Origin of the sequence: Mesorhizobium sp. B2-3-13 (assembly GCF_006442195.1) — a bacterium.
In the GTDB taxonomy this organism is placed as follows: Bacteria; Pseudomonadota; Alphaproteobacteria; order Rhizobiales; family Rhizobiaceae; genus Mesorhizobium; species Mesorhizobium salmacidum.
On the sequence record NZ_VFVQ01000019.1, the window covers coordinates 62,433 to 86,993 of the forward strand.

At 63.0% G+C, this 24,561-nt stretch carries 28 protein-coding genes; 14 read left to right on the forward strand and 14 right to left on the reverse strand.

Annotated features, from left to right (window positions below; translation table 11 throughout):
* Window positions 1-62: 62 nt before the first annotated feature.
* Both FJ941_RS21715 and phaC read right to left on the reverse strand, forming a co-directional pair.
* Window positions 63-1,310 carry a YcbK family protein gene (locus FJ941_RS21715; RefSeq protein ID WP_140508778.1) on the reverse strand — a complete coding sequence of 416 codons (1,248 nt, stop codon included), beginning with the start codon at window positions 1,308-1,310 and terminating at the stop codon, window positions 63-65.
* Window positions 1,311-1,525: 215 nt separating this feature from the next.
* Window positions 1,526-3,361, reverse strand: a complete 1,836-nt coding sequence (gene phaC, locus FJ941_RS21720; RefSeq protein ID WP_140508780.1) for a class I poly(R)-hydroxyalkanoic acid synthase — start codon at window positions 3,359-3,361, stop codon at window positions 1,526-1,528.
* A gap of 98 nt (window positions 3,362-3,459) precedes the next feature.
* On the opposite strand from phaC, the gene FJ941_RS21725 reads away from it, so the two are divergent.
* The 8 genes from FJ941_RS21725 to recJ all read left to right on the forward strand — a co-directional run bounded on the left by FJ941_RS21725 (window position 3,460) and on the right by recJ (window position 10,565).
* Window positions 3,460-3,852: a hypothetical protein gene (locus tag FJ941_RS21725; protein WP_140508781.1), complete on the forward strand. Its 393-nt coding sequence runs from the start codon at window positions 3,460-3,462 to the stop codon at window positions 3,850-3,852.
* A 44-nt stretch (window positions 3,853-3,896) separates the two neighbouring features.
* Window positions 3,897-5,114, forward strand: a complete 1,218-nt coding sequence (locus tag FJ941_RS21730) for an LL-diaminopimelate aminotransferase (RefSeq protein WP_140508783.1) — start codon at window positions 3,897-3,899, stop codon at window positions 5,112-5,114.
* 37 nt (window positions 5,115-5,151) lie between these two features.
* Window positions 5,152-6,465, forward strand: coding sequence for a homoserine dehydrogenase (locus FJ941_RS21735; protein WP_140508785.1), 1,314 nt, complete (start codon window positions 5,152-5,154; stop codon window positions 6,463-6,465).
* A 126-nt stretch (window positions 6,466-6,591) separates the two neighbouring features.
* On the forward strand, window positions 6,592-6,951 hold the full coding sequence (locus tag FJ941_RS21740) for a hypothetical protein (RefSeq protein WP_140508787.1): 360 nt from the start codon (window positions 6,592-6,594) through the stop codon (window positions 6,949-6,951).
* A 75-nt stretch (window positions 6,952-7,026) separates the two neighbouring features.
* Complete coding sequence (locus tag FJ941_RS21745) at window positions 7,027-7,194, forward strand: Thivi_2564 family membrane protein (protein ID WP_084637105.1); 168 nt, start codon at window positions 7,027-7,029, stop codon at window positions 7,192-7,194.
* Between the two features lie 201 nt (window positions 7,195-7,395).
* Window positions 7,396-8,379: a class II fructose-bisphosphatase gene (gene glpX / locus FJ941_RS21750; protein WP_140508788.1), complete on the forward strand. Its 984-nt coding sequence runs from the start codon at window positions 7,396-7,398 to the stop codon at window positions 8,377-8,379.
* Between the two features lie 72 nt (window positions 8,380-8,451).
* Window positions 8,452-8,676 carry a DUF6434 domain-containing protein gene (locus tag FJ941_RS21755; protein WP_140508790.1) on the forward strand — a complete coding sequence of 75 codons (225 nt, stop codon included), beginning with the start codon at window positions 8,452-8,454 and terminating at the stop codon, window positions 8,674-8,676.
* Between the two features lie 107 nt (window positions 8,677-8,783).
* Complete coding sequence (gene recJ / locus FJ941_RS21760; protein ID WP_140508888.1) at window positions 8,784-10,565, forward strand: single-stranded-DNA-specific exonuclease RecJ; 1,782 nt, start codon at window positions 8,784-8,786, stop codon at window positions 10,563-10,565.
* A gap of 23 nt (window positions 10,566-10,588) precedes the next feature.
* Here the strand turns inward: recJ and FJ941_RS21765 are convergent, their stop codons facing one another.
* The 4 genes from FJ941_RS21765 to folE form a co-directional block, all read right to left on the reverse strand.
* Window positions 10,589-11,032, reverse strand: coding sequence for a dihydrofolate reductase family protein (locus tag FJ941_RS21765; protein ID WP_348640754.1), 444 nt, complete (start codon window positions 11,030-11,032; stop codon window positions 10,589-10,591).
* 205 nt (window positions 11,033-11,237) lie between these two features.
* Window positions 11,238-12,209, reverse strand: coding sequence for a patatin family protein (locus FJ941_RS21770; protein ID WP_140508792.1), 972 nt, complete (start codon window positions 12,207-12,209; stop codon window positions 11,238-11,240).
* 83 nt (window positions 12,210-12,292) lie between these two features.
* Complete coding sequence (gene hisI, locus FJ941_RS21775; protein WP_140508794.1) at window positions 12,293-12,754, reverse strand: phosphoribosyl-AMP cyclohydrolase; 462 nt, start codon at window positions 12,752-12,754, stop codon at window positions 12,293-12,295.
* Between the two features lie 42 nt (window positions 12,755-12,796).
* The gene (folE, locus tag FJ941_RS21780) at window positions 12,797-13,432 is read right to left on the reverse strand and encodes a GTP cyclohydrolase I FolE (protein ID WP_140508795.1); all 636 of its coding nucleotides are present in this window, start codon (window positions 13,430-13,432) and stop codon (window positions 12,797-12,799) included.
* A 240-nt stretch (window positions 13,433-13,672) separates the two neighbouring features.
* Between folE and FJ941_RS21785 the strand changes: the two genes are divergently transcribed.
* Window positions 13,673-14,119, forward strand: coding sequence for an iron-sulfur cluster assembly scaffold protein (locus FJ941_RS21785; RefSeq protein WP_015317578.1), 447 nt, complete (start codon window positions 13,673-13,675; stop codon window positions 14,117-14,119).
* 42 nt (window positions 14,120-14,161) lie between these two features.
* Window positions 14,162-14,320 (forward strand): hypothetical protein, encoded by a 159-nt coding sequence (locus FJ941_RS29055; protein WP_181166555.1) that lies wholly within the window; start codon window positions 14,162-14,164, stop codon window positions 14,318-14,320.
* A gap of 50 nt (window positions 14,321-14,370) precedes the next feature.
* Here the strand turns inward: FJ941_RS29055 and panC are convergent, their stop codons facing one another.
* Both panC and panB read right to left on the reverse strand, forming a co-directional pair.
* The gene (gene panC / locus FJ941_RS21790; RefSeq protein ID WP_140508797.1) at window positions 14,371-15,222 is read right to left on the reverse strand and encodes a pantoate--beta-alanine ligase; all 852 of its coding nucleotides are present in this window, start codon (window positions 15,220-15,222) and stop codon (window positions 14,371-14,373) included.
* A complete protein-coding gene (panB, locus tag FJ941_RS21795) occupies window positions 15,219-16,061 on the reverse strand; it encodes a 3-methyl-2-oxobutanoate hydroxymethyltransferase (protein ID WP_140508798.1) in 843 nt (280 codons plus the stop codon). The genes panC and panB overlap by 4 nt, the downstream gene beginning before the upstream one ends.
* Window positions 16,062-16,287: 226 nt before the next feature.
* Here panB and FJ941_RS21800 point away from each other — a divergent pair, with 226 nt between their 5' ends.
* From FJ941_RS21800 to FJ941_RS21810, 3 genes are all read left to right on the forward strand, one after another.
* Entirely contained in the window at window positions 16,288-16,686 is a 399-nt protein-coding gene (locus FJ941_RS21800) for an NADH:ubiquinone oxidoreductase subunit NDUFA12 (RefSeq protein ID WP_140508800.1), read from the forward strand.
* A gap of 138 nt (window positions 16,687-16,824) precedes the next feature.
* Window positions 16,825-17,442: a DUF2155 domain-containing protein gene (locus FJ941_RS21805; protein WP_140508802.1), complete on the forward strand. Its 618-nt coding sequence runs from the start codon at window positions 16,825-16,827 to the stop codon at window positions 17,440-17,442.
* A 63-nt stretch (window positions 17,443-17,505) separates the two neighbouring features.
* Entirely contained in the window at window positions 17,506-17,889 is a 384-nt protein-coding gene (locus FJ941_RS21810) for a hypothetical protein (protein ID WP_140508890.1), read from the forward strand.
* Window positions 17,890-17,899: 10 nt separating this feature from the next.
* On the opposite strand, the gene aat is transcribed toward FJ941_RS21810, so the two are convergent.
* The 6 genes from aat to FJ941_RS21840 all read right to left on the reverse strand — a co-directional run bounded on the left by aat (window position 17,900) and on the right by FJ941_RS21840 (window position 23,263).
* A complete protein-coding gene (aat, locus tag FJ941_RS21815) occupies window positions 17,900-18,517 on the reverse strand; it encodes a leucyl/phenylalanyl-tRNA--protein transferase (protein WP_140508804.1) in 618 nt (205 codons plus the stop codon).
* Window positions 18,518-18,543: 26 nt separating this feature from the next.
* On the reverse strand, window positions 18,544-19,887 hold the full coding sequence (accC, locus tag FJ941_RS21820; RefSeq protein WP_015318039.1) for an acetyl-CoA carboxylase biotin carboxylase subunit: 1,344 nt from the start codon (window positions 19,885-19,887) through the stop codon (window positions 18,544-18,546).
* 10 nt (window positions 19,888-19,897) lie between these two features.
* A complete protein-coding gene (gene accB, locus FJ941_RS21825) occupies window positions 19,898-20,359 on the reverse strand; it encodes an acetyl-CoA carboxylase biotin carboxyl carrier protein (RefSeq protein ID WP_140508805.1) in 462 nt (153 codons plus the stop codon).
* 26 nt (window positions 20,360-20,385) lie between these two features.
* Window positions 20,386-20,820 carry a type II 3-dehydroquinate dehydratase gene (aroQ, locus tag FJ941_RS21830; RefSeq protein ID WP_140508807.1) on the reverse strand — a complete coding sequence of 145 codons (435 nt, stop codon included), beginning with the start codon at window positions 20,818-20,820 and terminating at the stop codon, window positions 20,386-20,388.
* A gap of 145 nt (window positions 20,821-20,965) precedes the next feature.
* The gene (locus FJ941_RS21835; RefSeq protein WP_027146848.1) at window positions 20,966-21,805 is read right to left on the reverse strand and encodes a DsbA family protein; all 840 of its coding nucleotides are present in this window, start codon (window positions 21,803-21,805) and stop codon (window positions 20,966-20,968) included.
* A gap of 63 nt (window positions 21,806-21,868) precedes the next feature.
* Window positions 21,869-23,263 carry a M48 family metalloprotease gene (locus FJ941_RS21840; protein WP_140508809.1) on the reverse strand — a complete coding sequence of 465 codons (1,395 nt, stop codon included), beginning with the start codon at window positions 23,261-23,263 and terminating at the stop codon, window positions 21,869-21,871.
* Window positions 23,264-23,410: 147 nt separating this feature from the next.
* Between FJ941_RS21840 and FJ941_RS21845 the strand changes: the two genes are divergently transcribed.
* Window positions 23,411-24,559, forward strand: a complete 1,149-nt coding sequence (locus FJ941_RS21845) for an aminotransferase class I/II-fold pyridoxal phosphate-dependent enzyme (RefSeq protein ID WP_140508810.1) — start codon at window positions 23,411-23,413, stop codon at window positions 24,557-24,559.
* Window positions 24,560-24,561 lie beyond the last annotated feature (2 nt).

Consider the following 24,561-nt stretch of genomic DNA (forward strand, 5'->3'; position numbering starts at 1 on the left):
GCCAAGGGTGACGACATGGGAACGACTCGGGCCTGCTGAGGTTCCGGTCCGTCAAATCGCTGCTAGCCGTCGTCACCGCCGCTGCGCCGGCGGCAGCGCCAGTTCCAGTCGCGCTCGGGGCCGACATCGACATGGACCGATTCGGTGTGGCAGTAGGTGCCGACGCCGCCGCGGCCGGGCATGGTCCTGATGTAGCTCGCAAGCTCCCATTTGGAGACGCCGGGCACCTGGATGTCGGCGGCGGCGCAATACATGTGCAACGAATTCTTGGCGCCGTTGGCACGGCGGTTGCGGGCCGGGTCGCGATAGCCCGAGGTCACCATCATCTTGCGGCCGTAGTGGCCTTCGATCGTCTTCAGCACGCGCACCAGCGATGGCTTCAGGCAGGCGACGTCCACGCTCTCATTCTGCTTCAGCAGTCCGTTGGGCGCCAGGCGCGCCATGCCGGCCGCAGACGCAACCTGATAGCTGCCGCCCGAGCCTTCGTCCTCATTGAGGTCGACGTCGCTTTCGTCGTCGAGGCCGGATTTGCGTTTGATCTCGAACAGGGCTGTCTGGCGCACGCCAGGCAGGGCATCGCTACCCGTAATGTGACCGGCATAGTCCCCGGTCGAAGCCAACTGTATCGGCTTTGCCGTGGAATCGGCCGAGGCCAGTGTGATGATCGGCTTTGCTGCCGCCGGGGCAGGCTTGGCCTGCGCGGCAGGCTGTTCGCCCGATCGTGTGTTGACCAGCGGAGCGGGTGTTGCCGAAGCGGGGGTGGCGCCAAACATCGAGGCCAGGAAGCCTTTTTTCTTCGGCGCCTCGGCTTGCGGCGCCTCGCCAGCGGTCACATAAACCGGATTGTTCATTACCGGTGCCGCGGCCGGCTTCGGCGCCGTCGCGGCAGCATCGGCGGCGGCGATCTTCTGGGCGACCGCGTCGGTCTGCTGCGCCGTCTGTACCTGCTGCTGCAATGACTGCGGCGTCTGACCCGCGATCGTTTCCGCGCTGGCTGGTATGGTGAGCGGGAAAGTGGCCCCAGGCTTGGCCATCGGTAGGTAGGCAACCTTTTCGGGGAGTGCCGTGTCGCTTTCGCTCATCACCGTCGTCTGCTCCGTCGCTACCTGCGACGACGAATCGGCGGCCAGGGGCTTGCCCGTGGAGGCGGCGTGGATGTCGGATGCGGAAGCATTGTAGCCGGGCATTCCGACCGACATTGTCGGATCGCCAGCTGATGTGCAGGAGGCCAGAAGCATCGAGCAGAATGCTGCCACGATGACGCGGCGTTCTCCCTTTGCGAGGCTCCATCCTGCTGATTTCAAAGTCAAATTCCCCCTCGATGTCCGGTCGGTGTATCCTTGGCGCTGACTGGTATGTCTGCGTCAAGGTGACCCTTGTCTCCGATCCGGAAACGAGACCTGTGTCAAATCAGCAAGCCTGTAAGTATTTTTGCAGCGAATGCCGAATTGCGGCTGCTTAATGGTTGACGACACCATTTCGCCCGCTTTTGCGGGGGCGTCAACTCACCAGACATTACAGTCCGTTACACACGTACCTTGACATAGGTGCCGGGAGCATCGCCCAAGGTTTTCATATGCTTGCCGGGTTTGCGGGCAGGTACGCGGGTGTTGTCCTTGGCCTCTATCCAACTTTGCCAGTGTGGCCACCAGGACCCGGGATGGTCCGTGGCGCTTTCTATCCACTGGTCGAAGTCGCCTTTCGGAGGGCCGCCAGTCCAGTACTGATATTTGTTGGATGCGGGCGGATTGACGACGCCCGCGATATGCCCCGATCCCGCCATCACGTACTCGACCTTGCCGCCGAAATATTTCGAGCCGAGGAAGACGGACAGCGCCGGCGCGATATGATCTTCCCGCGAGGCGAGGTTGTAGACCGGGATGGTGACATCGCCGAGCGAGACCGTGTGGCCCGCAAGTTCCATCATGCCGCGCGAGAGGTTGTTCTCGAGATAGCAGTTGCGCAGGTAGAACGAGTGGTTGGCCGCCGCCATGCGGGTCGAATCAGCGTTCCAGTAGAGCAGGTCGAAGGGCAGAGGATCCTTGCCGCGCATGTAGTTGTTGACGACATAGGGCCAGATCAGGTCGCCCGAGCGCAGCATGTTGAAGGCGGTGGCCATCTTTGTGCCGTCGAGATAGCCCTTTTCGTTCATCGCCTTTTCCACCGCCGCGACCTGTTCCTCGTCGACGAACACTTTCAGGTCGCCGGCATGGGTGAAGTCGACCTGTGTGGTGAAGAAGGTCGCCGACTTGATGCGGTCGTCGCCTTCTCCAGCCATCAGCGCCAGTGCCGCCGCCAGCAGCGTGCCTCCGACGCAGTAACCTATCGCGTTGACGTCGCGCTCGCCGGTCGCCTTCTCGATCGTGTCGAGGCCGTATTGCAGGCCTTCCCGGATGTAGGCTTCCCAGTTCTTGGCGCCATGACGTTCGTCCGGATTGATCCAGGAGATGACGAAAACGGTGTGGCCTTGCTCGATGGCCCAGCGGATGAAGGATTTCTGCGGGTTGAGGTCGAGGATGTAGAACTTGTTGATCCAGGGCGGGCAGATCAGCAGCGGGCGTTTCAACACTGTCTCGGTTGCCGGATCATACTGGATAATCTCGGCGACGTCGCTGCGGCCGACCACCTTGCCGGGCGTCGTGGCGATGTTCTTGCCGATCTCGAAGGGCGAATAATCGGCCTGGCGCAATTTCAGGTCGCCCTTGCCGGCGGCGATGTCCTCGGCCAGCATCTTCATGCCGCGCACCAGGTTTTCGCCGTTGGAGGCGACGGTTTCGCGAAACAATTCCGGATTGGTCAGGATGAAATTGGATGGCGAGATGGCGTTGGATACCTGCTTGACGTAGAAGCTCGCCTTATGACGGGTATGCTCGTCCAGGCCTTCGGCGTGCTCGACCAGTTCGGACGCCCAGCGCGAGGTGACGAGATAGGCCTGCTTGAGGAAATCGAAGAAGGCGTTGCGGCCCCATTCCGGATCCTGGAAGCGCTTGTCGCCGCGCTCCGGCTTGACGGCATCGTCGGCATCCTCGGCGTTCGGGCTGACGCGCTGGATGGCGTTCGCCCAAACCGTCATATAGCCGGCGAACAGCCGCGTCTGCGCTTCGAGCGCACGCTGCGGATCGGCAAGCCAGTATTCGCTGAGCTTCGAGAAGGTCTTGACCATGTCGACGACCGGCTCGGCGACGTGGTCGCGCACCTCACCCTTTTCGCGCGGTTCGGCCCAGGCGGACGCCGCCTTGCCGGCCTGCTCGATCATCCGCGCCATGTTCAGCGCAAAGCGTTCCGGGTCCTTCACCAGATATTGCTCGACCGTCGAAGGTCCGCCATCTTCCGCTTTGCCCGAATCGGGTGTTTTGGACATGGTTCGCGGGGTTCCTCCGGAAGCGTTTTCTTGACATATTAACATGGGACATCCGACAGGGTCCAATCTCGCTCTACCCCGGCTGCCAAGGAAACAATATGACGATTAAGTTTGGCGAGACTGTTTTTTTCGGTGCCGGCCACTTTTGCCGCATTGGCGCGACAATCATGCTCCTGGGCGTTGCCGGATGCTCGAGCACAAATACCGGCGGTCCGGTGCCGATGGCCACCGACGCGGGTCCGAAGGACACCGGTACCTTTCCGAACCTGAACATCCCGCCGCAAGTGGCGGCGAAACAATTCACCGAGACCGAGAAGAACGCCAAGCTCGCCCAACTGAAGGCCGACGAGAACGGGCAAGGCGCCAAGAGCGGCGGCGCGGCCGTCACCAACCAGGCGGCGCTGACCGATCTCGCCAAGAAACATGGCCCGCAGACGCTGAAGCAGATCGAAGGCAAATGCGACCCCGCCCTCGACCCTACCTGCAAATGAGTATATAGCGCGCGCCCAACGCACCCTTGCTGTCTGGAACTGCCATGGAAGAATTTCACAAGGTCCGCCGGCTTCCGCCTTACGTGTTCGAGCAGGTCAACCGGCTCAAGGCCAGCGCCCGTTCGCGCGGTGCCGATATCGTCGACCTCGGCATGGGCAATCCGGACCTGCCGACGCCCAAGGCCATCGTCGACAAATTGTGCGAGGTGGTGCGCGATCCGCGGACGCACCGCTATTCCTCATCGCGCGGCATTCCCGGCCTGCGCCGCGCCCAGGCAAACTACTATGCCCGCCGCTTCGGCGTGAAGCTCAACCCCGACACCCAGGTGGTCGCCACGCTTGGCTCGAAGGAAGGTTTCGCCAACATGGCGCAGGCGATCACCGCGCCGGGCGACGTGATCCTGTGCCCCAACCCGACCTATCCGATCCACGCTTTCGGCTTCATCATGTCGGGCGGTGTCATCCGCTCGCTGCAGGTCGAGCCCGATGATGGCTTCATTCCCGCGCTCGAGCGCGGCGTCCGCCATTCGATCCCGAAGCCGCTGGCGCTGATCCTCAACTATCCGTCGAACCCGACGGCGCTGGTCGCCTCGCTCGATTTCTACAAGGACGTGGTGGCCTTCGCCAAGAAGAACGACATTATCATCCTGTCCGACCTTGCCTATTCCGAAATCTACTTCGACGGCAATCCGCCACCCTCGGTACTGCAGGTGCCGGGCGCCATCGATGTCTGCGTCGAGTTCACCTCGATGTCGAAAACCTTTTCCATGCCCGGCTGGCGCATGGGCTTCGCCGTGGGCAATGAACGGCTGATCTCGGCGCTGACCCGGGTCAAATCCTATCTCGATTACGGTGCCTTCACGCCGATCCAGGTGGCGACCGCGCACGCGCTCAATGGCGACGGCGCCGACATCGCCGAAGTGCGTGACATCTATCACAAGCGCCGCGACGTGATGGTCGATGCGTTCGGCCGCGCCGGATGGACCATTCCGGCACCGGCGGCCTCGATGTTCGCCTGGGCGCCGATCCCGGAGCCGTTCCGGCATCTGGGATCCCTCGAATTCTCCAAGCTGCTCATCGAGCATGCCGACGTTGCGGTGGCGCCCGGTGTCGGCTTCGGCGAGCATGGCGACGATTTCGTGCGCGTGGCGCTGGTCGAGAACGAGCACCGGATCCGCCAGGCGGCGCGCAACATCAAGCGCTTCCTGTCTGCCAGCGCCAAGCAGCCCAACAATGTGGTGCCGCTTTCCGCCCACCGGTAAATACAAATTCGATCTGATTTGAGGGGCGCCGCCTTCCATGGCTGAAGCACTGCGTGTTGGAATTGCCGGACTTGGCACGGTCGGTGCATCGGTGGCGCGCGTGTTGCGCGACAAGGCGGCGGAGTTGACCCGCCAATGCGGGCGCGACATCATCGTGTCGGCGGTTTCGGCACGCGACCGGAAACGCGACCGTGGCACCGATCTGAGCTCCGCGAACTGGTTCGACGATCCGGTGAAGATGGCACAGACCGCTGAGATCGACGTTTTCGTCGAGCTGATCGGCGGCGATGAGGGGCCGGCGCGTGCCTCTGTGAAGGCGGCGCTCGAAGCCGGCCGCCATGTCGTCACCGCCAATAAGGCGCTGCTTGCCAAGCATGGCGTGGCGCTTGCCGAAATCGCCGAGAAGAAGGGCGTGCTGCTCAACTACGAGGCCGCGGTGGCAGGTGGCATTCCCGTCATCAAGACGATGCGCGAAGCGATGGCCGGCAACTCGGTCAGCCGTGTGTTCGGCATTCTCAACGGCACCTGCAACTACATCCTGACGCGCATGGAGGCCGAGGGCGTTTCCTTCGACGTCGTGCTGAAGGATGCGCAACGGCTGGGTTATGCCGAAGCCGATCCGACCTTCGACATCGAGGGCCATGACACCGCGCACAAGCTGTCGATCCTGACCAGCCTTGCTTTCGGCACCAGGATTGCCGCCAACGACATCTACATGGAAGGCATTTCCAACATCACCCAGGCCGACATCCGTGCGGCAGGCGATCTTGGCTACCGGATCAAGCTGCTCGGCGTCGCCCAGCGTACCGAAAGCGGCATCGAGCAGCGCGTGCATCCGACCATGGTGCCGACGGCTTCCGTCATCGCGCAGGTGCATGGCGTCACCAATGCGGTGGCGATCGAGACCGACATTTTGGGCGAATTGCTGCTCTCCGGTCCCGGCGCCGGCGGCAACGCCACCGCCTCGGCGGTCATCGGCGACGTCGCCGACATCGCCAAGAGCCGGCCAGGCTTTCAGCATGGTCCTGTCTTCGGCCTGCCGGCGAAGGAGCTGAAACCCTATAAGAAGGCGCAGATGCGCAGCCACGCCGGCGGCTACTTCATCCGGCTGACCGTGCATGACCGCATCGGCGTGTTCGCAGCAATCGCCAAGCGCATGGCCGACAATGATATTTCGCTGGAATCGATCGTCCAGCACGCGGTCAGCGGTGAGGCGGCGGCGCAGAAGACGGTGATCCTCGTCACCCACGAGACCACCGAGGCCGCCGTGCGCAAGGCCGTCGACGGCATCACCAAAGACGGCCATCTGACCGACAAGCCGCAGGTCATCCGCATCGAGCGAGCAGGGTAGCAGCGGCCTCGTCGTCGCGGGCATAACCACCGGCGGCGCATTTCCGTTCTGTGAGGATCCCACTGCCGCCCGGAACGAATTGGCGTCGGCACCGTTCTCTTGGTCAGCAACCAAGGGAGCCGCTTCATGGCTGATACCAACAAATCCGGCCCTCCTGACATCGAGGACATCCAGAAGACGCTGGAAAAGCAGATCGCCGACCTGCGCAAGGAGATCACCAAGATCAACAAGAGCATTTCGGCGCGCAGCGCGGAAATGCTCGATGACGCCAGCGAACAGGCATCGGATTTCTACGATACAGCCGCTTCCCGCGCCTCGCGGACAGCGCAGCAGTTGCGCAGCCAGGCTCAGTCCGTTTCAGAAGCCGCGCGCGAAAATCCGGGCACGACGACCGCAGTGGTTGGGGTGATCGGCTTACTTGGCTTCTTGGCCGGCCTCGCGATCGGCCAGTCGATGAACGACACGCCGCGCCGCTGGTACCATTAGCCGCAAGGGCGGCCAGCTTGGCCGGCCGCACCATCTCGCTACGTTTTTCAACACGGCCGTCTCGGGGAGGGTATCATGGCGTCGTCCATGCTGATCGGCATTCTCATTACATTCCTGGTCATTATCCTGGTTCTGTATCTCGTCCAGCGACTGCCGCTCGACGCCAGAATGAGACAGATCGTGCAGATCATCGTCATCATCATCGGCATTGTTTCGCTGCTCAAATACCTCGCGGTTTTCTAGGCTGCGAGGAACGGGAATTTCCCGTTTCGTGTTGGCCCGGGTCGTCTCGAACCGGTGGGCATTGTTTCAGGAATGCGGTTCAATCGATTGATATTGCTGTCCTTTCGATAAAGCTTCCGGTAGGTCTTGCCGTTGTCATGCTCGTTTGACAAAACAGGCGCGCCTCCGGCGGGAGGCGGCATCAAACGAGGATTTGCCGAAATGAATGTGGCCCAGAACATCGTCGCCGGCCTTGACCGGATACTCACCATGGAACTGGTGCGCGTCACCGAACGGGCCGCCGTCGCGGCCGCCCGGCTGCGCGGCCGCGGCGACGAAAAAGCTGCCGACCAGGTCGCCGTCGACGCCATGCGCGAGGAACTCAACCGCCTCGCCATCAAGGGCACGGTGGTGATCGGCGAGGGCGAGCGAGACGAGGCGCCGATGCTCTATATCGGCGAGGAGGTCGGGACCGGCAAAGGCCCGGCGGTCGATATCGCGCTCGATCCGCTCGAAGGCACGACAATCTGCGCCAAGAACCTGCCGAACGCGCTTGCCGTGATCGCGATCGCCGAGAAGGGCAGCCTGCTGTTCGCGCCCGACGTCTACATGGACAAGATCGCGGTCGGTCCGGGTTACGCCGAAGACGTCATCGACATCGATGCCACGCCGGCCGAGAACATCGCCAGCCTTGCCCGGGCGAAGGGCGTCGCTGTGTCCGATATCACGGCCTGCATCCTCGACCGGCCGCGCCACGCCAAGCTGATCGACGCCGTGCGTGCCACCGGCGCCGCGATCCGGCTGATCGGCGACGGCGACGTCGCCGGCGTCATCCACACCACCGACCCGGAAGAAACCGGAATCGACATCTATCTCGGCACCGGAGGCGCACCGGAAGGCGTTCTGGCCGCGGCCGCCCTGCGCTGCACCGGCGGCCAGATGCTGGGCCGGCTGATCCTCGATACGCCCGAGAAGGTCGCCCGCGCGGCCAATATGGGAATTGCCGATCCGAAGCGGGTTTATCGGGCCGAGGACATGGCGCGCGGCGATGTGCTGTTCGCGGCCACCGGCGTCACCGACGGCAACATGCTGGCCGGCGTCAAGTTCGGCCGAACCTACATCACCACGCATACGATCGTGCTGCGCTCCTCGTCGCGTACCGTGCGGGAGATCAAGGCCCGGCACCAGGATCTGGATAAGTTCTAGACCTGCTTGCGAAGCCGGGCCGCAGTTGTTAGCCATTGGCTGCATCTGAACCTGGCCGCGCAAGGACTAACGATGACGGTGTTCGACTGGCACGCGGATCCGATTTCGCGTGCCACTCCTGTGACGAAATCCTACCGCAACACCCAGAACGTGCGCCGCTTTCTTACCCGCGAATGCGGCGACACGTTCAGGTTCGATCGACCCTTCATGGCATGGCTCAAGGACGGTCGGGAAAAGACGATGGGAGATGCAGCCGACGAGTGGGTCCGGCGCCAGGCTGAAAAGCGGAAAGCGTAGTTTTTCTTGAATCCTTCTGCGACGCCTGCATGTCGTTATCCCAAAACCGCTGCACACTTTTGGGCGACATGCATTATCCTGCCGCCAACCATGAGTTGGCAAAGCGCATGATGGGCGACAGGCGCCTCTTCCTCGATGTCAGGCAGTCGGCGACCGGTCTCTCCTGGGAGCACCGGCTGACCAAACGGCAGGACATGATCGCGCTTGCCATCGCGCAGGGTCATGGCGTGCCCGACATCGTCGCGCGCGTTCTTGCCGGACGCGGCGTTGCCGTCGATGAGACCGAGCGGTTTCTCGACCCGACGATCCGTGACCTGTTGCCGAATCCGGCCTCGCTGACCGACATGGACAAGGCTGCTATCCGCATCGCCGCCGCCGTCGTTGCCCGGGAGAAAATAGCGATCTTCGGCGATTACGACGTCGATGGCGCGGCCTCGTCGGCCTTGCTGAAGCGGTTTCTCATGCATTTCTCGGTGCCGTCGGAAATCTATATCCCGGATCGTATTTTCGAGGGCTACGGTCCCAATCCCGACGCCATGCGCGAACTGGTCTCGCGCGGCGCGACGCTGATCGTCACCGTCGATTGCGGCACCAACAGCGCCGCCTCCGTCGAGGCCGCCAAGGAGGCGGGCGCCGATGTGGTGGTGCTGGACCACCACCAGGTTGGCGGCGCGCTGCCGGCGGCGCATGCCGTCGTCAATCCAAACCGCGACGACGACCTTTCCGGACAGGGTCATCTCTGCGCCGCCGGCGTGGTCTTTCTCGCTCTGGTGCAAACCGCGAAGGTGCTGCGCGCGATGACCGACGCCACGCCGCCGGATCTGCTTTCGCTGCTCGATCTCGTCGCGCTTGCCACCGTCTGCGACGTGGTGCCGCTCACGGGCGTCAATCGCGCCTTCGTCGTCAAGGGCCTGCAAGTGGCGCGGCAGCAGAAGAATGAGGGGATGGCTGCCCTTGCGCGGGTGTCACGCATTGGCGAGCCGATCAGCACCTTCCATCTCGCCTATCTGATCGGCCCGCGCATCAATGCGGGCGGGCGCATCGGCGATGCGGCTCTCGGCAGCCGACTGCTTGCAACGGACGATCCGGTCGAGGCGCAGACCATCGCCGAGACGCTCGACCGGCTGAACCAGGAACGGCAGCTGATGGAGCAGGAGATGCTCGCCGCCGCGCGCGCCGAGGCCGATGCCGAGCTCGCGGGCGGCAGCGGCCCGGCAATCGTCGTCACCGCCAGCAACAACTGGCACCCCGGCATTGTCGGCCTGCTTGCCTCACGACTGAAGGATCACGCTCGGCGGCCGGCCTTTGCCATCGCCTTCAACGCCAACGGCACCGGCACCGGCTCGGGCCGTTCGGTGTCGGGTTTCGACCTTGGCCGGCTGGTGCGCGAAGCCGCCAATGCCGGGCTCATCGTCAAGGGCGGCGGCCATGGCATGGCTGCTGGCATCACCGTCGAGCGCGCAAGGCTGGGCGAGCTCAGGGCCTTCTTCGAGGAGCGGGCGGCCGCCGACGTTTTCCGGTTGCAGGATGAGGAAACCCTGGCCATCGATGGCGCGCTTGCCGCGGAAGGCGCGACGCTAGGCCTGCTCGACGCCCTGGAGAAGGCGGGCCCTTTCGGCGCTGGGCATATCGCGCCGGTTTTCGCTTTGCCGCGCCATCGGCTCGTCGATATCAGGCCGGTCGGCACCAATCATATTCGCGCCGACTTACAGTCGGAGAGCGGCGGCCGCATCCAGGCGATCGCCTTTCGCGCCGTCGACACGGTGCTTGGCGAATTCCTGTTCAAGAACCGGGGCAAGACGATGCATGTCGCCGGCTCGCTGTCGGGCAATCACTGGAACGGCAACCGTACGATGCAATTTCGCATTATCGATGCCGCACGGGCGTAGGCGCGCGGCGGAAACCGGGCAATTCAGCCGGCCGGCGCATAACGCAGCAACGTCACGCCCTGGGTAAGACTTTCCGTACCGAGCGGTTTCAGCGCCAGCGACAGGCCGGATTGGAAATAAGGCTTGCCGCCACCCAGCACCACAGGATGCATATAGAGCCGGTATTCGTCGATGAGACCGGCTCGCATCAGAGAGGCCGCAAGGTCGGCACCGCCGAGGATGACGAGGCCATCGGCATGCGCCTTGAGGGTTCGTACCGTGTTCTCGGCATCGTCATCCACCAAGCGGGCATTGAACCCGACTTGCCGAAGCGTGGTCGAGAAAACGATCTTCGGCGTTTCGCGCCATGCCTGGGCAAAATCCCGCTCGACCTCGTCGGTACCGGTCTCGCGCTCAGGACTGTCCCAGAAGCGCATCGTTTCGTACATGCACCGTCCCGCGAGTACGGCGGAGGCCTGTCTCATCATGTCGTTGAAATGCTAGTGCAGCTCCGCTTCGGGCACCGGCAAGCCGATGTCCTCGTCCGATCGGGCGATATAGCCGTCCAACGACGTCAGCATGGAATAGACAATCCTGGCCATCGGCATCTCCGCTTCGATCGGCCCAGATCACCATAACTAATTGCATTTGCAATCAGTTTATGCCGAAGCGAATAGAGCTTGATGAGATGATCTAGGCGAGAACCGTCTGCAGCCGCGTCAGTTCGCTGATCTGCGCCATCGTGGCTTGATAGCCGATCTGGATCGCCTCGTCGGCCCGGTGGAACTCGGTGAGGCCGATATGGCTGAGCTTGGGCTGCAGGGACATGTCGGGCGGATCGCCGGCAAGCCTCGCCCGTGAAATGCGGTCCTGGATGATGTTGAAGGCTTCCACCATCACGCCGGTGATGCCCAGACGCGTCTGGTGCGATTGGTGCTGGGAGTTGACCTGGCCGGGCCTTGGCGCTTCCTTTTCGATAACCAGCTCGCCGGCACTGTGTTTGATCACGGCGGCGCGGCCGAACAGGTCGTAGTGGAGGTTGACCGCCACGACGAGCGGCTGCTCGTAGGCGCGGCAGACCGAAACGGGCACCGGATTGACCAGCGCTCCGTCGACCAGCACGCGGCCGTTGCAATCGACCGGCTCGAACACGCCCGGCAGCGCGTAGGATGCGCGCATGGCCGTGATCAGCGAGCCGCTCGACAGCCAGATCTCGTGGCCGGTGCGGATTTCCGACGCGACGCAGACAAATGGCTTGGGCAGATCGTCGAAGCGGATACCTGCCACGTGCTCGCGCAGGCGCGCGTCCAGCTTCATGCCGCCGAAGAGGCCGCTGCCGCGCAGGTTGAGATCGAGCAGGCCGAAGATGCGCCGCCTTGTGAGGCTCCGGGCGAACTCTTCCAGCTCATTCAGTTTGCCGGCGAGATAACAGCCGCCGACCAGGGCACCGATCGAGGTGCCGGCGATCATGGAAACTTCGATGCCGGCTTCATCGAGCGCCCGCAGCACGCCGATATGAGCCCAGCCTCTGGCGCAACCGCCGCCGAGCGCGAGCGAAATGCCGGTTTTCTTTGGAGATTTTGTCGCGGATGCGCCGCCGGCCGAGGACAGGCCGTTGGCCTCCCTGACATCTGGTCTGTTAGGCAATGACGCCCATTCGAGCATCATGATCTCCCTTGTCCCAGGCTACTATACGGATGGGCCGTATCGAAATGATGAATCTATGTGATCGGTGTGAGGCAGAAGGTTCAAGCTGATGGCTTTCGATAGGTGTTTTCCGCATCGAACAGCGGCTTGCTGCCGTCGTCGGCAAGCGTCCCCTTGCCGTCGATCAGCCCCACCGTCCGATAAAAGCATGAACGCCGGCCAGTGTGACAAGTTGCGTCATGGCCCAACACTTTGACGCGCAACCATATGGCGTCCTGGTCACAATCCGTGAGCATCTCGACGACATGCTGGAAATTGCCCGAGGTTTCGCCCTTCTTCCAGAGTGCGTTGCGCGAGCGCGACCAGTAATGGGCAATGCCGGTCTCCAGCGTCAGCGCCAGCGCCAGCGCATTCATATGCGCGACCATCAGCAGCATGCCGTCGGCGGCATCGGTTACGACGACGGTGACAAGACCAGCGGCATCGAAGCGCGGCGAGAACACCGTGCCTTCTTCCAGGATCTTCTTGTCCGAGGGAGCTTCCGGAAATTCCAGTGCCGACATTGCCGGTCCATTTTCCTGTTGACCGTGACGTCGGCAAGGGGCTTACGCCCTGCCGCCGCGCACCATGGTGACAAAACGAACCTGCTCTTCGGGCGTATCCTTGAAAACGCCGGTGAAGGTGGAGGTCAGCGTGGTTGAGCCCTGCTTGCGGATGCCGCGCATGGCCATGCACATGTGCTCGGCCTCGATCATGACAGCGACGCCGCGCGGGTTGAGCACGTCCTGGATGACCCCGGCAATCTGCGCGGTCAGGGCTTCCTGCGTCTGCAGGCGATGGGCGAAGATATCGACGACGCGCGCGATCTTGGACAGGCCGACGACCTTGCCGTCGGGCAGATAGCCGACATGCGCCTTGCCGATGATCGGCACCATGTGGTGCTCGCAATGCGAATGGAACTGGATGTCCTTGACGATCACGAGATCGTCGTAGCCGGCGACCTCCTCGAAAGTACGGCCAAGCTCCTCGGCTGGGCACATATCGTAGCCGCCGAACATTTCACGGAACGCCTTGGCCACCCGCTTGGGGGTATCGATCAAACCCTCGCGATCCGGGTTGTCGCCGGTCCAGCGCAGCAATGTGCGCACGGCGGCCTCGACTTCGACCTCGCTCGGGCGGTCGGTGACCGGCTTTTCCATATAGGCCGACTGGGGCATGAGTTTCTTGATGACGGCATCCATAAAAGGCGTCTCCCGTAGTCCCTCTCTCAGGAGGAACGAGTTGAACGGACCACGACCTTTCGGTGTCGGAAACTCGCCCCGTTTCCAGCCCCGTAAGCGGCGTGAACTTCCCGGCAAGGACAGTGGCTCTCGCCGCCTTGTCGATACCGGACTGCCAGCATTATATATGGTCGTGCCGGGCGAATGAAAGACGCAACAACGGCAATCGCTGTTTGCTTGGCGGCGACGGATTGGAAAATAATGATCAACGACGTCTACAACGCGAAAATTCTCGGTTTTGCCGGAAACATCGCGCGCATCGGCCGGCTCGATCATCCCGACGCGACCGCGAAGGCGCATTCCAAGCTGTGCGGGTCGACCGTTACCGTCGACCTCAAGATGGAGGACGGCGTGGTCACCGACTTCGCCCACGACGTGAAAGCCTGCGCGCTCGGACAGGCATCGTCCTCGATCATGGCGCAACATGTCGTCGGCGCCAGTGCCGAGGAATTGCGCGCGGTGCGCGAGACCATGCTGAAGATGCTGAAGGAGAACGGCGCGCCACCCGAAGGACGCTTCGCCGACCTCGGCTATTTGGAGCCGGTGCGCGACTATAAGGCGCGCCATGCGTCAACCATGCTGACCTTCGACGCCGTGGTCGACGCCATCGGCCAGATCGAAAAGAAGCGCGCCGACGAAGCGGCCTGAGCGTGGGCTTTGACCTTACGGTTATTGCATAAGTGATCGGCCGTGCCCTGGCGGGACCCACCCGCCGTCGCCGCCCACTATGATTTGTGGCGCGACATCGTCGTCACATTCAACCCGGCAGACGATCCGGCGGCGGGACATCTGCCTCTGGACGTCAATGACCTCGATAAACTTCTCGAAAAATACAAGAAGGCAACGTAGCCGGATCCTGCCAGGCAGCGGCTCAGGCCGGAGCTTTCAGCGCGCGCCGATCAGGCGGTGGGAACTTCCACATTGTCGATCAGCCTGGTTTTTCCCAGCCAGGCGGCAGCGAGAACGCGGCCCGCTCGGTCGTGCCGCCATGGCGTAAGTGTCAGGCTTTCGCGGGCCTTGACGTAATCGACCTTCTGGAAGCCGGCCGCGATCAGGGCGCGGCTTGCGTCTGCGATCGTTTCCTCTTGACCTGCGCCCGCCGCCAGCGCCGCCGCCGCCTTGCGCAGGATAAGGTTGAGCTGGCGCGCGATCCGGAGTTCGGCTTCATCGAGATAGGCGTTGCGCGACGACATGGCGAGGCCATGCGCATCGCGTATGGTCGGCGCGCCGATGACTTCGACAGGCAGGTCGAGGTCGCGGCAAAGCTGCCTGACGACGCAAAGCTGCTGATAATCCTTTTCGCCAAAGATGGCGACGTCGGGTGCAGCCTGCAGGAGAAGCTTGGCCACCACGGTGGCGACGCCGTCGAAAAAGGTGGGGCGAAAGTCCGTTTCGAGCCCGGCTGACGGGCCGCCGACCGAGATTCTCGTGGCAAAACCGGCGGGATACATCTCGCTGACATCAGGCGTGAAGGCAAGATCTGCCTTGGCCGTCGCCAGCATGTCGAGGTCGCGGGCCAACTGGCGCGGGTACTTGTCGAGATCCTCGCTCGGCGCGAACTGCGTCGGATTGACGAAGATCGACACCACGCAGCGATCCGCTCTTTCGAGCGCGATCTTGATCAGCGAAAGATGCCCGTCATGCAATGCCCCCATGGTCGGCACCAAGGCGATGCGCAGCCCATCGCGCCGCCAGTCGCTAATTCGCGCGCGAAGCGCGGCAACGCTGTCGACGACGTCGGGCCGGCTCATGATTCATCCCTGCCATTTGTTCTCGAGAAGACGTGGGTGGGGCCGGGGAAATCGCGGTCCCGCACCTCCGATGCGTAGCGCTCGGCGGCATGCTGGATCACACTGCGCAGGTCGGCATACTGCTTGACGAATTTAGGCACGCGATCGACTGTTAGCCCGACCATGTCGTCGATGACCAGGATCTGGCCGTCGCACTCGCCGCTGGCGCCGATGCCAATCGTTGGAATGGCGATGCGGCGGGTGATGTCCGCGGCGACCGTCTCTACCGTTCCTTCGATGACCAGGGAAAACGCACCGGCTTTCTCGACCGCGCTCGCGTCGGCGATCAGGGCGGCCACATTCTCGTCCGTGCGACCCTTGATCTTGTAGCCGCCATCCTTTTCCACCGATTGCGGCTGGAGGCCGATATGGCCCATGACCGGGATATCGGCGGCCACGATCGCCGCGATCTGAGCGGCCATGTCGACGCCTCCCTCGAGTTTCACTGCCTGGCAGCCGCACTCGCCGACGATGCGCCGCGCCGAGGCCACGGCCTGCGCGGCTGAATCCTCATAAGTACCGGCCGGCATGTCGACGACGACGCAGGCCTTGGCCGAGCCCCGCATCACGGCTTGGCCGTGCGCGATCATCATCTCCAGCGAGGCGCCCAGCGTCGTCTCATGGCCATGCAGGACCATGGCGACGCTGTCGCCGACCAGGAGCAGGTCGACATAGGGATCGAGCAGGCGGGCGATCGGGTAGGTGTAGGCGGTGAGGCAGACGATCGGCGTGCCGCCCTTGCGGCGGCGAATCAGGTCGGCGCCGATGCGGATATCGGTGGTCGGCAATTGCGTGGCCAATCGTCGCCTCCTTCTGCCCCCGGCCGGATAGATTTCCGCATGGGCGCGCAGAGCTTTAGAAAGAGCGGCAAGGCTTGGCAAGCGCGCATCCGGCCACCCCTTGGGATCACAGGCTTGTGTCGGGCCCTGGCGCGCCATTTGCCGCTCCCCGTGGCAAAACCCTTGCCTTCCCGAAGGCCTGACGCCATAAGCAGGAAACGGGCGCCGCCAGCGCGAGGGTTCTGAAATGAAGACTTTCCTGACGCAGTTTTTCACCTGGTGGAACAGCCAGACGCTGGGAACGCGCCTGCACACCTGGCGGCACGGCAAGGAAGTCGGCCAGGACGAGGCCGGCAATGTCTATTACGAAGGCGGCATCGATTCGGAAGGCCGCACACGTCGCTGGGTCATCTACCGCAACTATTCGGAAGCCTCGGCCATCCCGCCTGGCTGGCACGGCTGGATTCACCATCGGGTCGATGTCGCTCCCCCCAGCGATGACTACCGGCCGCGCGAATGGCAAAAGCCGCATCTACCAAATCTGACCGGCACGCCAGCGGCCTATCGTCCGAAGGGCTCGCTGCTGACCAATCAACATCGCCCGCAGGTCACCGGCGATTACGACGCATGGACGCCGGGGTCGTAACGGCGCGGGTTGTAACGGTAAGGTGCAGGCCGGTCCTTTATCGCCACAATTGGTGTTTAGCTGCTTGCTGATCAGAAAACGGCGACTAGCCTTGGCGATCGACGGAATCACCTGGGCGCGAACCACCGGTACCCCTGCATGAGCTTTTTCAACCTGATATCGACAGGCGGTCTGGCGCTAGCCGCCAGCCTCGCCGTCAGCACCGTCGCCTTTTCGGCTTCACCCGCACCTGCACCCGCCGCTCCGGCGCCGACGGCGCCCGCGGGATCGGATCGCATCACCAACCCGGTCGCCGAGTTCGCTGGCATCGACAAGATCACCGGCCGCATCATTACTTTCGATGTCTATATCGATGAGACTGTGCAGTTCGGCGCCCTGCAGGTTACGCCACGCGTCTGCTATTCCCGGCCGGAGAACGAAGAGCCGAAGACCGACTCCTTCGTCGAGGTGGACGAGATCACGCTCGACCGCAAGATCCGCCGCATCTTCACTGGCTGGATGTTCGCCGAAAGCCCGGGTCTCAATGCCGTCGAACATGCCGTCTATGACGTCTGGTTGAAGGCGTGCAAGCAGAAGTCGGATGTGCCGGCGCCCGACGCTGGCAAGAGTGGTGCGACCAAGGCCGACGGGGCGAAAACCGACGCTTCGAAGCCAGCCGCAACCCAGTCTGCCTCGGCCAAGCCAAAGCCCACGGTCAGTCCGGACGCGGCACAGCCCGACGACGCCGCGGAACCGGATACGACGGACACCAACTGATCTCTTGGAACCGCCATGGCTGGCGCGCGTTGGACAATCACCACGCGCGTGGAGGACACGCCAATGTCGGACAGCAAGCGGATCATGGCCAACAAGGCCGAGTTGCTGGAACTCGAAAAAGGGTTCTGGACGGGTGACGCCAGCTACTATGCTGCCAATGTTGATACCGAATGCCTGGTAGCGTTTCCGCAGATGGCACAGGCGATGGACAATGCCGATCTGGCCAAGACCGCAACCAAATCCAACCGCTGGCGCGACCTCGACATCGAGCTCAAGGGAATAATCGAACCCGGTAGCGATATTGTCATGCTGACTTACGAAGCGCGCGCGACGAGGGAGAATGGCGAGCCCTATGCAGCGCTGGTCAGCACCGGCTACGTCCATCGCGCCAACGGCTGGAAGATGATGTTCCATGCGCAGACGCCGCTGGCGGCCACCGCCAAATAGGCCTTGATCCCTACGGAAAAAAGACCGCTTCACCTTTCAGCGCGTCGGCCAGCATCTTTTCGTATTTGCCGCGCGGCACGTCGACGGCGCCGAAGCGCTTGAGGTGTTCGGTGGTGAACTGCGTATCGAGCAGCGCGAAGCCCCGAGCCTTCAGGCGCTCGACGAGATGCACCAGGCAGGTCTTCGACGCGTCCGTCTCCTTGGAAAACATGCTTTCGCCGAAAAACACCCGCCCCAGCGAGACTCCATAGAGCCCGCCGACCAGACGCCCCTCGCGCCAGGCCTCGACCGAATGGCAGTGCCCCATGCGGTGCAACTGCACGTAGGCCTCGCGGATCGGCGCATTGATCCAGGTCGAGCGGCGCTCTTCGCGCTTCTCGGCACAACCGTCGATCGTCGCCTCGAAATCGAAGTCGAAACGAATTTCGAATGCGTGCTTGCGGATCGTCTTCTTCAGGCTTCTGGGTATGTGAAAACCTGCGAGCGGGATGATGCCGCGCGTCTCCGGCCGCACCCAGAAGACCTCCGGATCACCAGCACTCTCGGCCATCGGAAAGACGCCCGAGGCGTATGCCTTGAGCAGAAGGTCGGTGGGAATGCGATAGCCTGGCGCGTAGGGTCGGGTCATCGCGTCATCATAGCGCTAAGTTGGGGCTATTCGCCCTTGGCCAGATATTTTTCCAGCCAATGGATGTCGTAGTCGCCATTGGCAATGTCGGCATTGCCGACGAGATCGCGAAACAGCGGCAATGTCGTTTTGATCCCGTCGACGACGAATTCATCGAGCGCCCGCCGCAGCCGCATCATGCATTCGACGCGGTTGCGTCCATGCACGATCAGCTTGCCGATCAGGCTGTCATAGTAGGGCGGGATCTTGTAGCCGGAATAGACACCGGAATCGACGCGGATGCCGAGGCCGCCGGGCGTGTGGAAATGGGTGATCGTGCCGGGCGAGGGGGTGAAGGTGCGCGGATCCTCGGCGTTGATACGGCATTCGATGGCGTGGCCGTTGAACTTGATGTCTTCCTGCTTGACCGAAAGGCCGCCGCCGGAAGCGACGCGGATCTGTTCGTGGACCAGATCGATGCCGGTGATCGCTTCCGTCACCGGATGCTCGACCTGGAGGCGCGTATTCATCTCGATGAAATAGAACTCGCCATTCTCGTACAGGAACTCGATGGTGCCGGCGCCCGAATAGCCGAGATCGGCAATCGCCTTGGCGCAGATGCCGCCGATGCGCGACCGTTCCTCGGCGTTGAGCGCCGGCGAATTGGCCTCTTCCCAGACTTTCTGGTGGCGCCGTTGCAACGAACAGTCGCGCTCGCCGAAATGCACGCCGCCGCCGAAGCCGTCGCCGAACACCTGCACCTCGATGTGGCGCGGTTTCTCCAGATACTTCTCGATGTAGACCGCGTCGTCGCCGAAGGCCGCGCCGGCTTCCGAGCGCGCCGTCTGCAGGGCGATTTCGAGGTCTGCCTCGGTATGCGCCACCTTCATGCCGCGTCCGCCGCCGCCGGCCGACGCCTTGATGATAACGGGGTAGCCGATCTCGGCGGCGATGCGCCTGGCTTCCTTTTCTTCGGTCACCGCGCCATCGGAGCCGGGCACCACCGGAATGCCGAGGCGCTTTGCCGTGCGTTTGGCCTCGATCTTGTCGCCCATGATGCGGATATGGTCGCCGGACGGGCCGATGAAGGTGATGTTGTGCGCCGCCAGGATGTCGGCGAACTTGGCGTTCTCCGACAGGAAGCCGTAGCCAGGATGCACGGCGTCGGCGCCGGTGATCTCGCATGCCGCGACGATCTGGTGAATGTTGAGATAGCTGTCGCGCGACGGCGGCGGACCGATGCACACGCTTTCGTCGGCGAGCCTGACATGCATGGCGTCAGCGTCGGCGGTCGAATGCACCACCACGGTCTGGATGCCGAGTTCCTTGCAGGCGCGCAGCACCCGGAGCGCGATTTCGCCGCGATTGGCGATGAGGATCTTCTGGAACATCAGGTCCGCTCTACTCGATCACGACGAGCGGCATGCCGTATTCGACCGGCGTCGCGTCCTCGAACAGGATCGCCGTGACAGTGCCGGCGCGCGGCGAGGGGATCTGGTTCATTGTCTTCATCGCCTCGATGATCAGCAGCGTCTGGCCTTCCTTGACCTTCTGGCCGATCTCGATGAACGGCTTTGCGTCAGGAGACGGCGCCAGGTAGGCGGTGCCGACCATGGGCGAAGGGACGGCGTTCTTCGACACGTCGACAGCGGCCGGGGCAGCCGCCGTTGCAGATTGGGCGGCCGCTGCCGGCGCATAGGCCGGTTGCGGTGCGGCGATCGCATGGACGGTGGGCGCCTGCCGTGACACCCGAACCTTCAGGTCGCCGAGTTCAACCTCGATCTCGGTCAGGTTGGTGTCGTTCAGTATGCCCGCCAGATCGCGGATCAGTTGCTGGTCAACACCGGTCTTCTTTATCGACATTTTCGAGCCTTCTGTTTGTTGGCCGGTCATAGGCGTGCGGCCAGCGCTTGCAGCGCCAGCGTGTAGCCGAGCGGCCCAAAGCCACAGATCATGCCGACAGCGACCGGCGCGACCATGGAGACGTGGCGGAACGGTTCCCGCGCGTGAATGTTGGAAAGGTGAACTTCAGCGACCGGCAGTGGCGCGATCGAGCGGATGGCGTCGTGGATGGCAATCGAGGTATGGCTGTAGGCGCCTGGGTTGATGACGATGCCGGCGGCCTTGTCGCCGGCTTCCTGGATCCAGTCGACAAGCTCCCCTTCATGGTTCGACTGGCGGAAATCGATCTCGATCCCAAGCGATTTGCCTGCCTGCTTGCAGTCGTCCGCGATGGCCGCGAGCGTCTTGCCGCCATAGATGCCCGGCTCGCGCTTGCCGAGCGCGTTGAGATTGGGACCGTTCAGGACGAAAACCGTTTTCAAGAAAGCCGACCTTTTCCGGCGCCGGCGTCAAGCCGGCGCGCTGGGCCTCTATACCGGGCATAGTCGCCTGCGGAAAGAGCGCAAGTGCGTTCTTTCACTGTCCACAACAGGCCGAAATGCGCCCGTGAAGAAAACCGCTCGCCGGTCAAAGCGCGGCTTTCGCCGCCTTGATCTTTTCGGCGAGCACTTCCTGCCCGAGTGCCCCGAACACGACCTCGTTGCCGACGACGTAGGAAGGGGTTCCGGTGATCTGCAGCTTATTGGCAAGATCGTAGGTCTTGGAGAAGGCCTCGGGGATCGACGCGTCCTTCATCTTCTCGCGCAGCGTCGCCTCGTCGGCGCCGAGCGAAAGCGCGATCTTGATCGCTGTTGCCTCGGTGGCGCGCCCCTGGCCGCCAAGCAGCGCATTGTGGAACTCGCCGTACTTCTCCGGCATCATCAGGTGGAACGCCATCGAAACGACGCTGGCCTTCTGCGAATCCGGGCCGAGGATCGGGAATTCCTTGAGCACGAAACGCAGATCCGGATCGGACTTGGTCAGGGCCCGCATGTCCTCGATGGCGCGTTTGCAGAAGCCGCAATTGTAGTCGTAGAACTCCACGATCGTGGCCTTGCCGTTCGGGTTGCCGACGACGCCGTCGAAGGTGGAGTTGAAGATCTGGTCCTTGGCGTTCTTGATGACGCCGAGCGCCGCGAGCCGCTGTTCCTCCTTCTGCTTGGCCTCGAGCGCGTCCTGCACTTCGAGCAGCACTTCCGGATTCTTCAGAAGATAGTCGCGGATGATTCCCTCGACCTCGGTGCGGTCGATTTTGGTGTCGGCCCCGGCCGTCTGGACAGGCTGTGCCGTCTGGACAGGCTGAGCCGTCTGGACAGGCTGTGCCGTTCCGGCCTTTGCAATTTGCGGACTGCCGGCCACGAAACCGAAAGCCAGCATGGCAAGGGCGACCGCAACCCCCGTGGTGCCCAGCAGCAGTGCCTTTTTCATTGTTCTCGTTCCTTCTGCCTGTTTTCCGGTCTGTCGCAGCACGCGGCCGGAGGGTTCATGAGATTACTGGCTCTTGCCTGATGATTTGTAGTTTATGATGTCCTGGGCGCGTATCCAGCGTGGCTCACCGCGCTTCATCTGCTGTTGCGCCCGCATGGCGAAGATCTTCGCATCCTTGTAGTCGCCGGAATAGAAATGGCCTTCGGCGGTGGCAAGCTCGGCGCCCGGTATGTCTCCCAGCTCGCCGTAAGCCTGTGCCAGATAACGATAGCCGGTGGAATTTTCCTTGTCGCGCCCCAGGCCGTTGTTGATCTGCACGACAGCTTTCTTGAGCGAGTCGGGCGTGCCGACCGCCATCAGCGCCTGGCCAAGCGAGACAGGCAGCAGGCCGGACCGTGCCGGATCGAGGCTGGCCGCCTTGGCGTAGGCGTCGGCCGCATCCTTGGGCTTGTTCGCTTTCATCAATATATCGCCGCGCAGTTCCTGGAAGTAGGCATTCTTGGGCTGCGCCTTGATCAGGGCGTCGGTCTTGGCGAGCGCCGAGGCGAGATTGCCGTAGAGATAGGTCGACTGGGCATCGCCATAGAGCGCCGCCATGCTGCCCCGCATCTTTTGCATCAGCCGCGCCGCGGCGGCCTGGCCCTCCATGTAGACGGCAATCTTCACCCGCATCATGTCGTGGCGCTGCTGCAGCGTCGGCGGGTCGAGCTTGTCGACATTAGGGCTCTGCTTGACCAGCACTTCGAGGTTGGCGATGCGGTCCTGCGGCATGGGATGGCTGATCCGGTAGGGATCGACTTGCGCGCCCGACAGCGACAGCGCTGTCTGGAAGCGGTGGAAGGTCTTCAGCATGCCCATGCCGGACTGGCCGGTGGCGTTGAGATAGGTGATGGCCGAGCGGTCGGCCGTGATTTCCTCGGTGCGCTGATAGGCGAGGATGCTGCGCTGCGCCATCTCGCCGCCGCCAGCCGCCACGCCCATGCCGGCGCCGGCAAGGCCGCGGCTGTTGGTGGTCGCACCGGCAACCATGGCGCCGGCACCGAGCAAGGTGGCGATGATGGCCATTGTCTTGGCGCGTTCGAGCTGTTCGCGCAGTTTCTGCTGGTGGCCGCCGGCGATATGGCCTGCTTCGTGCGCGATGACGCCGATGATTTCGTTCGGCGTCTCAGCCGTCATCAGTGCGCCGGTGTTGATGAACAGCCGGCGCCCGGTGACGAAGGCGTTGAAGCTGGAATCGTTGACCAGCACGATGTCGATGCCGTCATTCGCGAGCCCGGCCGCCTTGAAGATCGGCCGTGCATAATCGCGCACCAGAGCTTCGATCTCGGCGTCGCGTACGACTGGCACGCCCTGGGCGAAGGCGGCCACCGAACCGGCCACGGCAACTGCGGCGGCAAGCGAAATCGTCGCGAAGACACGCGCCGCGTTGGCAATCGTCGATCTGGGTCGGCTCAACATAATGTGTCCACTGGTAGACGAGCGGGCGAAAGATGAAAAGTCGGCGCCTGAAAAACTTCCTCAACTTGTGATCCTCACATCAATCGGGCATTTGTGCGGCGCATGCGTCAGGACCTGGCGCGCTCAATCCTCGGGACAGGGGTAAAAATGGTCGTTTCGCTCTCCCATCGCGGCAATGTCGAGCCGTTCCACGCCATGGATGTGCTGGCCGAAGCGAACCGGCTGAAGGCCCTAGGCATACCGGTGATCTCCATGGCGGTTGGCCAGCCATCCGATCCAGCGCCTGTACGGGTTCGCGCCGCCGCGGCCAAGGCACTGGAGGATGGACGCATAGGCTATACCGACACCTTGGGTCTGGCCTCGCTGCGCAAGGCGATTGCCGGGCACTGCGCGGATCATTATGGCCTCGATGTCGACCCCGGCCGGATCGCGGTGACCACCGGATCGTCGGCGGCCTTCAATCTTGCCTTCCTGGCGATGTTCGATCCAGGCGATCGGGTCGCCATCGCCGCTCCCGGCTACCCCGCCTATCGCAACATCATGGCAGCCCTCGGCATCGACGTGGTCGAAATCGAGCTCGGTGACGCGGCTTATCTGCATGCCGGCCATCTGGAGGCCGCGCATCGCGAGAAGCCGCTGAAGGGCGTGCTGTTTGCAAGTCCGGCCAATCCGACCGGCGCCGTCATACCGGCCGACGAGCTGGCGATCCTGGTCACCACGGCGGAGTCGCTCGGTATCGCCGTCATTTCCGATGAGATCTACCATCGGCTGGCCTATAGCGCCCCCGACACCACGGCTCTCGCCTTTAGCAACAGCGTGACTGTGATCAACTCTTTCTCGAAATACTACTGCATGACCGGCTGGCGCATCGGCTGGATGGTGTTGCCGGAGGAACTCGTGCGCCCCGTCGAACGCATCGGCCAGAGCCTCTACATCTCGCCGCCGGAGCTGTCGCAGATCGCGGCGATCGAGGCCTTTGCCGCAACCGAGGAATTGGAGGCGGTAAAACGGCGCTATGCCTGGAATCGCGAGCTCTTGATGAAGCGGCTCCCGGAGCTGGGTTTTCCCCTGGCGGCACCCATGGATGGCGCCTTCTATGCCTTTTGCGATGTCACCCGGCACAGCAATGACAGCATGGCCTTTGCCCGCAAGATGCTGGCCGAGGCGCATGTGGCGGCGACGCCCGGCCGCGACTTCGACACTCGGGCGGGGCACCGCACGATGCGGTTTTCCTATGCCGGCAGCCACGACGACATGGTCGAGGCGATGGCGCGCATCGAACGCTGGTTGAGGTAACG

What these genes read in the sequence shown, in the direction of transcription:
- phaC (WP_140508780.1), bottom strand. Translation starts at nt 3,361, where the DNA reads ATGTCCAAAACACCCGATTCGGGCAAAGCGGAAGATGGCGGACCTTCG.
- FJ941_RS21725 (WP_140508781.1), top strand. Translation starts at nt 3,460, where the DNA reads ATGACGATTAAGTTTGGCGAGACTGTTTTTTTCGGTGCCGGCCACTTT.
- FJ941_RS21730 (WP_140508783.1), top strand. Translation starts at nt 3,897, where the DNA reads ATGGAAGAATTTCACAAGGTCCGCCGGCTTCCGCCTTACGTGTTCGAG.
- FJ941_RS21735 (WP_140508785.1), top strand. Translation starts at nt 5,152, where the DNA reads ATGGCTGAAGCACTGCGTGTTGGAATTGCCGGACTTGGCACGGTCGGT.
- FJ941_RS21740 (WP_140508787.1), top strand. Translation starts at nt 6,592, where the DNA reads ATGGCTGATACCAACAAATCCGGCCCTCCTGACATCGAGGACATCCAG.
- FJ941_RS21745 (WP_084637105.1), top strand. Translation starts at nt 7,027, where the DNA reads ATGGCGTCGTCCATGCTGATCGGCATTCTCATTACATTCCTGGTCATT.
- glpX (WP_140508788.1), top strand. Translation starts at nt 7,396, where the DNA reads ATGAATGTGGCCCAGAACATCGTCGCCGGCCTTGACCGGATACTCACC.
- FJ941_RS21755 (WP_140508790.1), top strand. Translation starts at nt 8,452, where the DNA reads ATGACGGTGTTCGACTGGCACGCGGATCCGATTTCGCGTGCCACTCCT.
- recJ (WP_140508888.1), top strand. Translation starts at nt 8,784, where the DNA reads ATGATGGGCGACAGGCGCCTCTTCCTCGATGTCAGGCAGTCGGCGACC.
- FJ941_RS21765 (WP_348640754.1), bottom strand. Translation starts at nt 11,032, where the DNA reads ATGATGAGACAGGCCTCCGCCGTACTCGCGGGACGGTGCATGTACGAA.
- FJ941_RS21770 (WP_140508792.1), bottom strand. Translation starts at nt 12,209, where the DNA reads ATGCTCGAATGGGCGTCATTGCCTAACAGACCAGATGTCAGGGAGGCC.
- hisI (WP_140508794.1), bottom strand. Translation starts at nt 12,754, where the DNA reads ATGTCGGCACTGGAATTTCCGGAAGCTCCCTCGGACAAGAAGATCCTG.
- folE (WP_140508795.1), bottom strand. Translation starts at nt 13,432, where the DNA reads ATGGATGCCGTCATCAAGAAACTCATGCCCCAGTCGGCCTATATGGAA.
- FJ941_RS21785 (WP_015317578.1), top strand. Translation starts at nt 13,673, where the DNA reads ATGATCAACGACGTCTACAACGCGAAAATTCTCGGTTTTGCCGGAAAC.
- panC (WP_140508797.1), bottom strand. Translation starts at nt 15,222, where the DNA reads ATGAGCCGGCCCGACGTCGTCGACAGCGTTGCCGCGCTTCGCGCGCGA.
- FJ941_RS21800 (WP_140508800.1), top strand. Translation starts at nt 16,288, where the DNA reads ATGAAGACTTTCCTGACGCAGTTTTTCACCTGGTGGAACAGCCAGACG.
- FJ941_RS21805 (WP_140508802.1), top strand. Translation starts at nt 16,825, where the DNA reads ATGAGCTTTTTCAACCTGATATCGACAGGCGGTCTGGCGCTAGCCGCC.
- FJ941_RS21810 (WP_140508890.1), top strand. Translation starts at nt 17,506, where the DNA reads ATGTCGGACAGCAAGCGGATCATGGCCAACAAGGCCGAGTTGCTGGAA.
- aat (WP_140508804.1), bottom strand. Translation starts at nt 18,517, where the DNA reads ATGACCCGACCCTACGCGCCAGGCTATCGCATTCCCACCGACCTTCTG.
- accC (WP_015318039.1), bottom strand. Translation starts at nt 19,887, where the DNA reads ATGTTCCAGAAGATCCTCATCGCCAATCGCGGCGAAATCGCGCTCCGG.
- accB (WP_140508805.1), bottom strand. Translation starts at nt 20,359, where the DNA reads ATGTCGATAAAGAAGACCGGTGTTGACCAGCAACTGATCCGCGATCTG.
- FJ941_RS21835 (WP_027146848.1), bottom strand. Translation starts at nt 21,805, where the DNA reads ATGAAAAAGGCACTGCTGCTGGGCACCACGGGGGTTGCGGTCGCCCTT.
- FJ941_RS21840 (WP_140508809.1), bottom strand. Translation starts at nt 23,263, where the DNA reads ATGTTGAGCCGACCCAGATCGACGATTGCCAACGCGGCGCGTGTCTTC.
- FJ941_RS21845 (WP_140508810.1), top strand. Translation starts at nt 23,411, where the DNA reads ATGGTCGTTTCGCTCTCCCATCGCGGCAATGTCGAGCCGTTCCACGCC.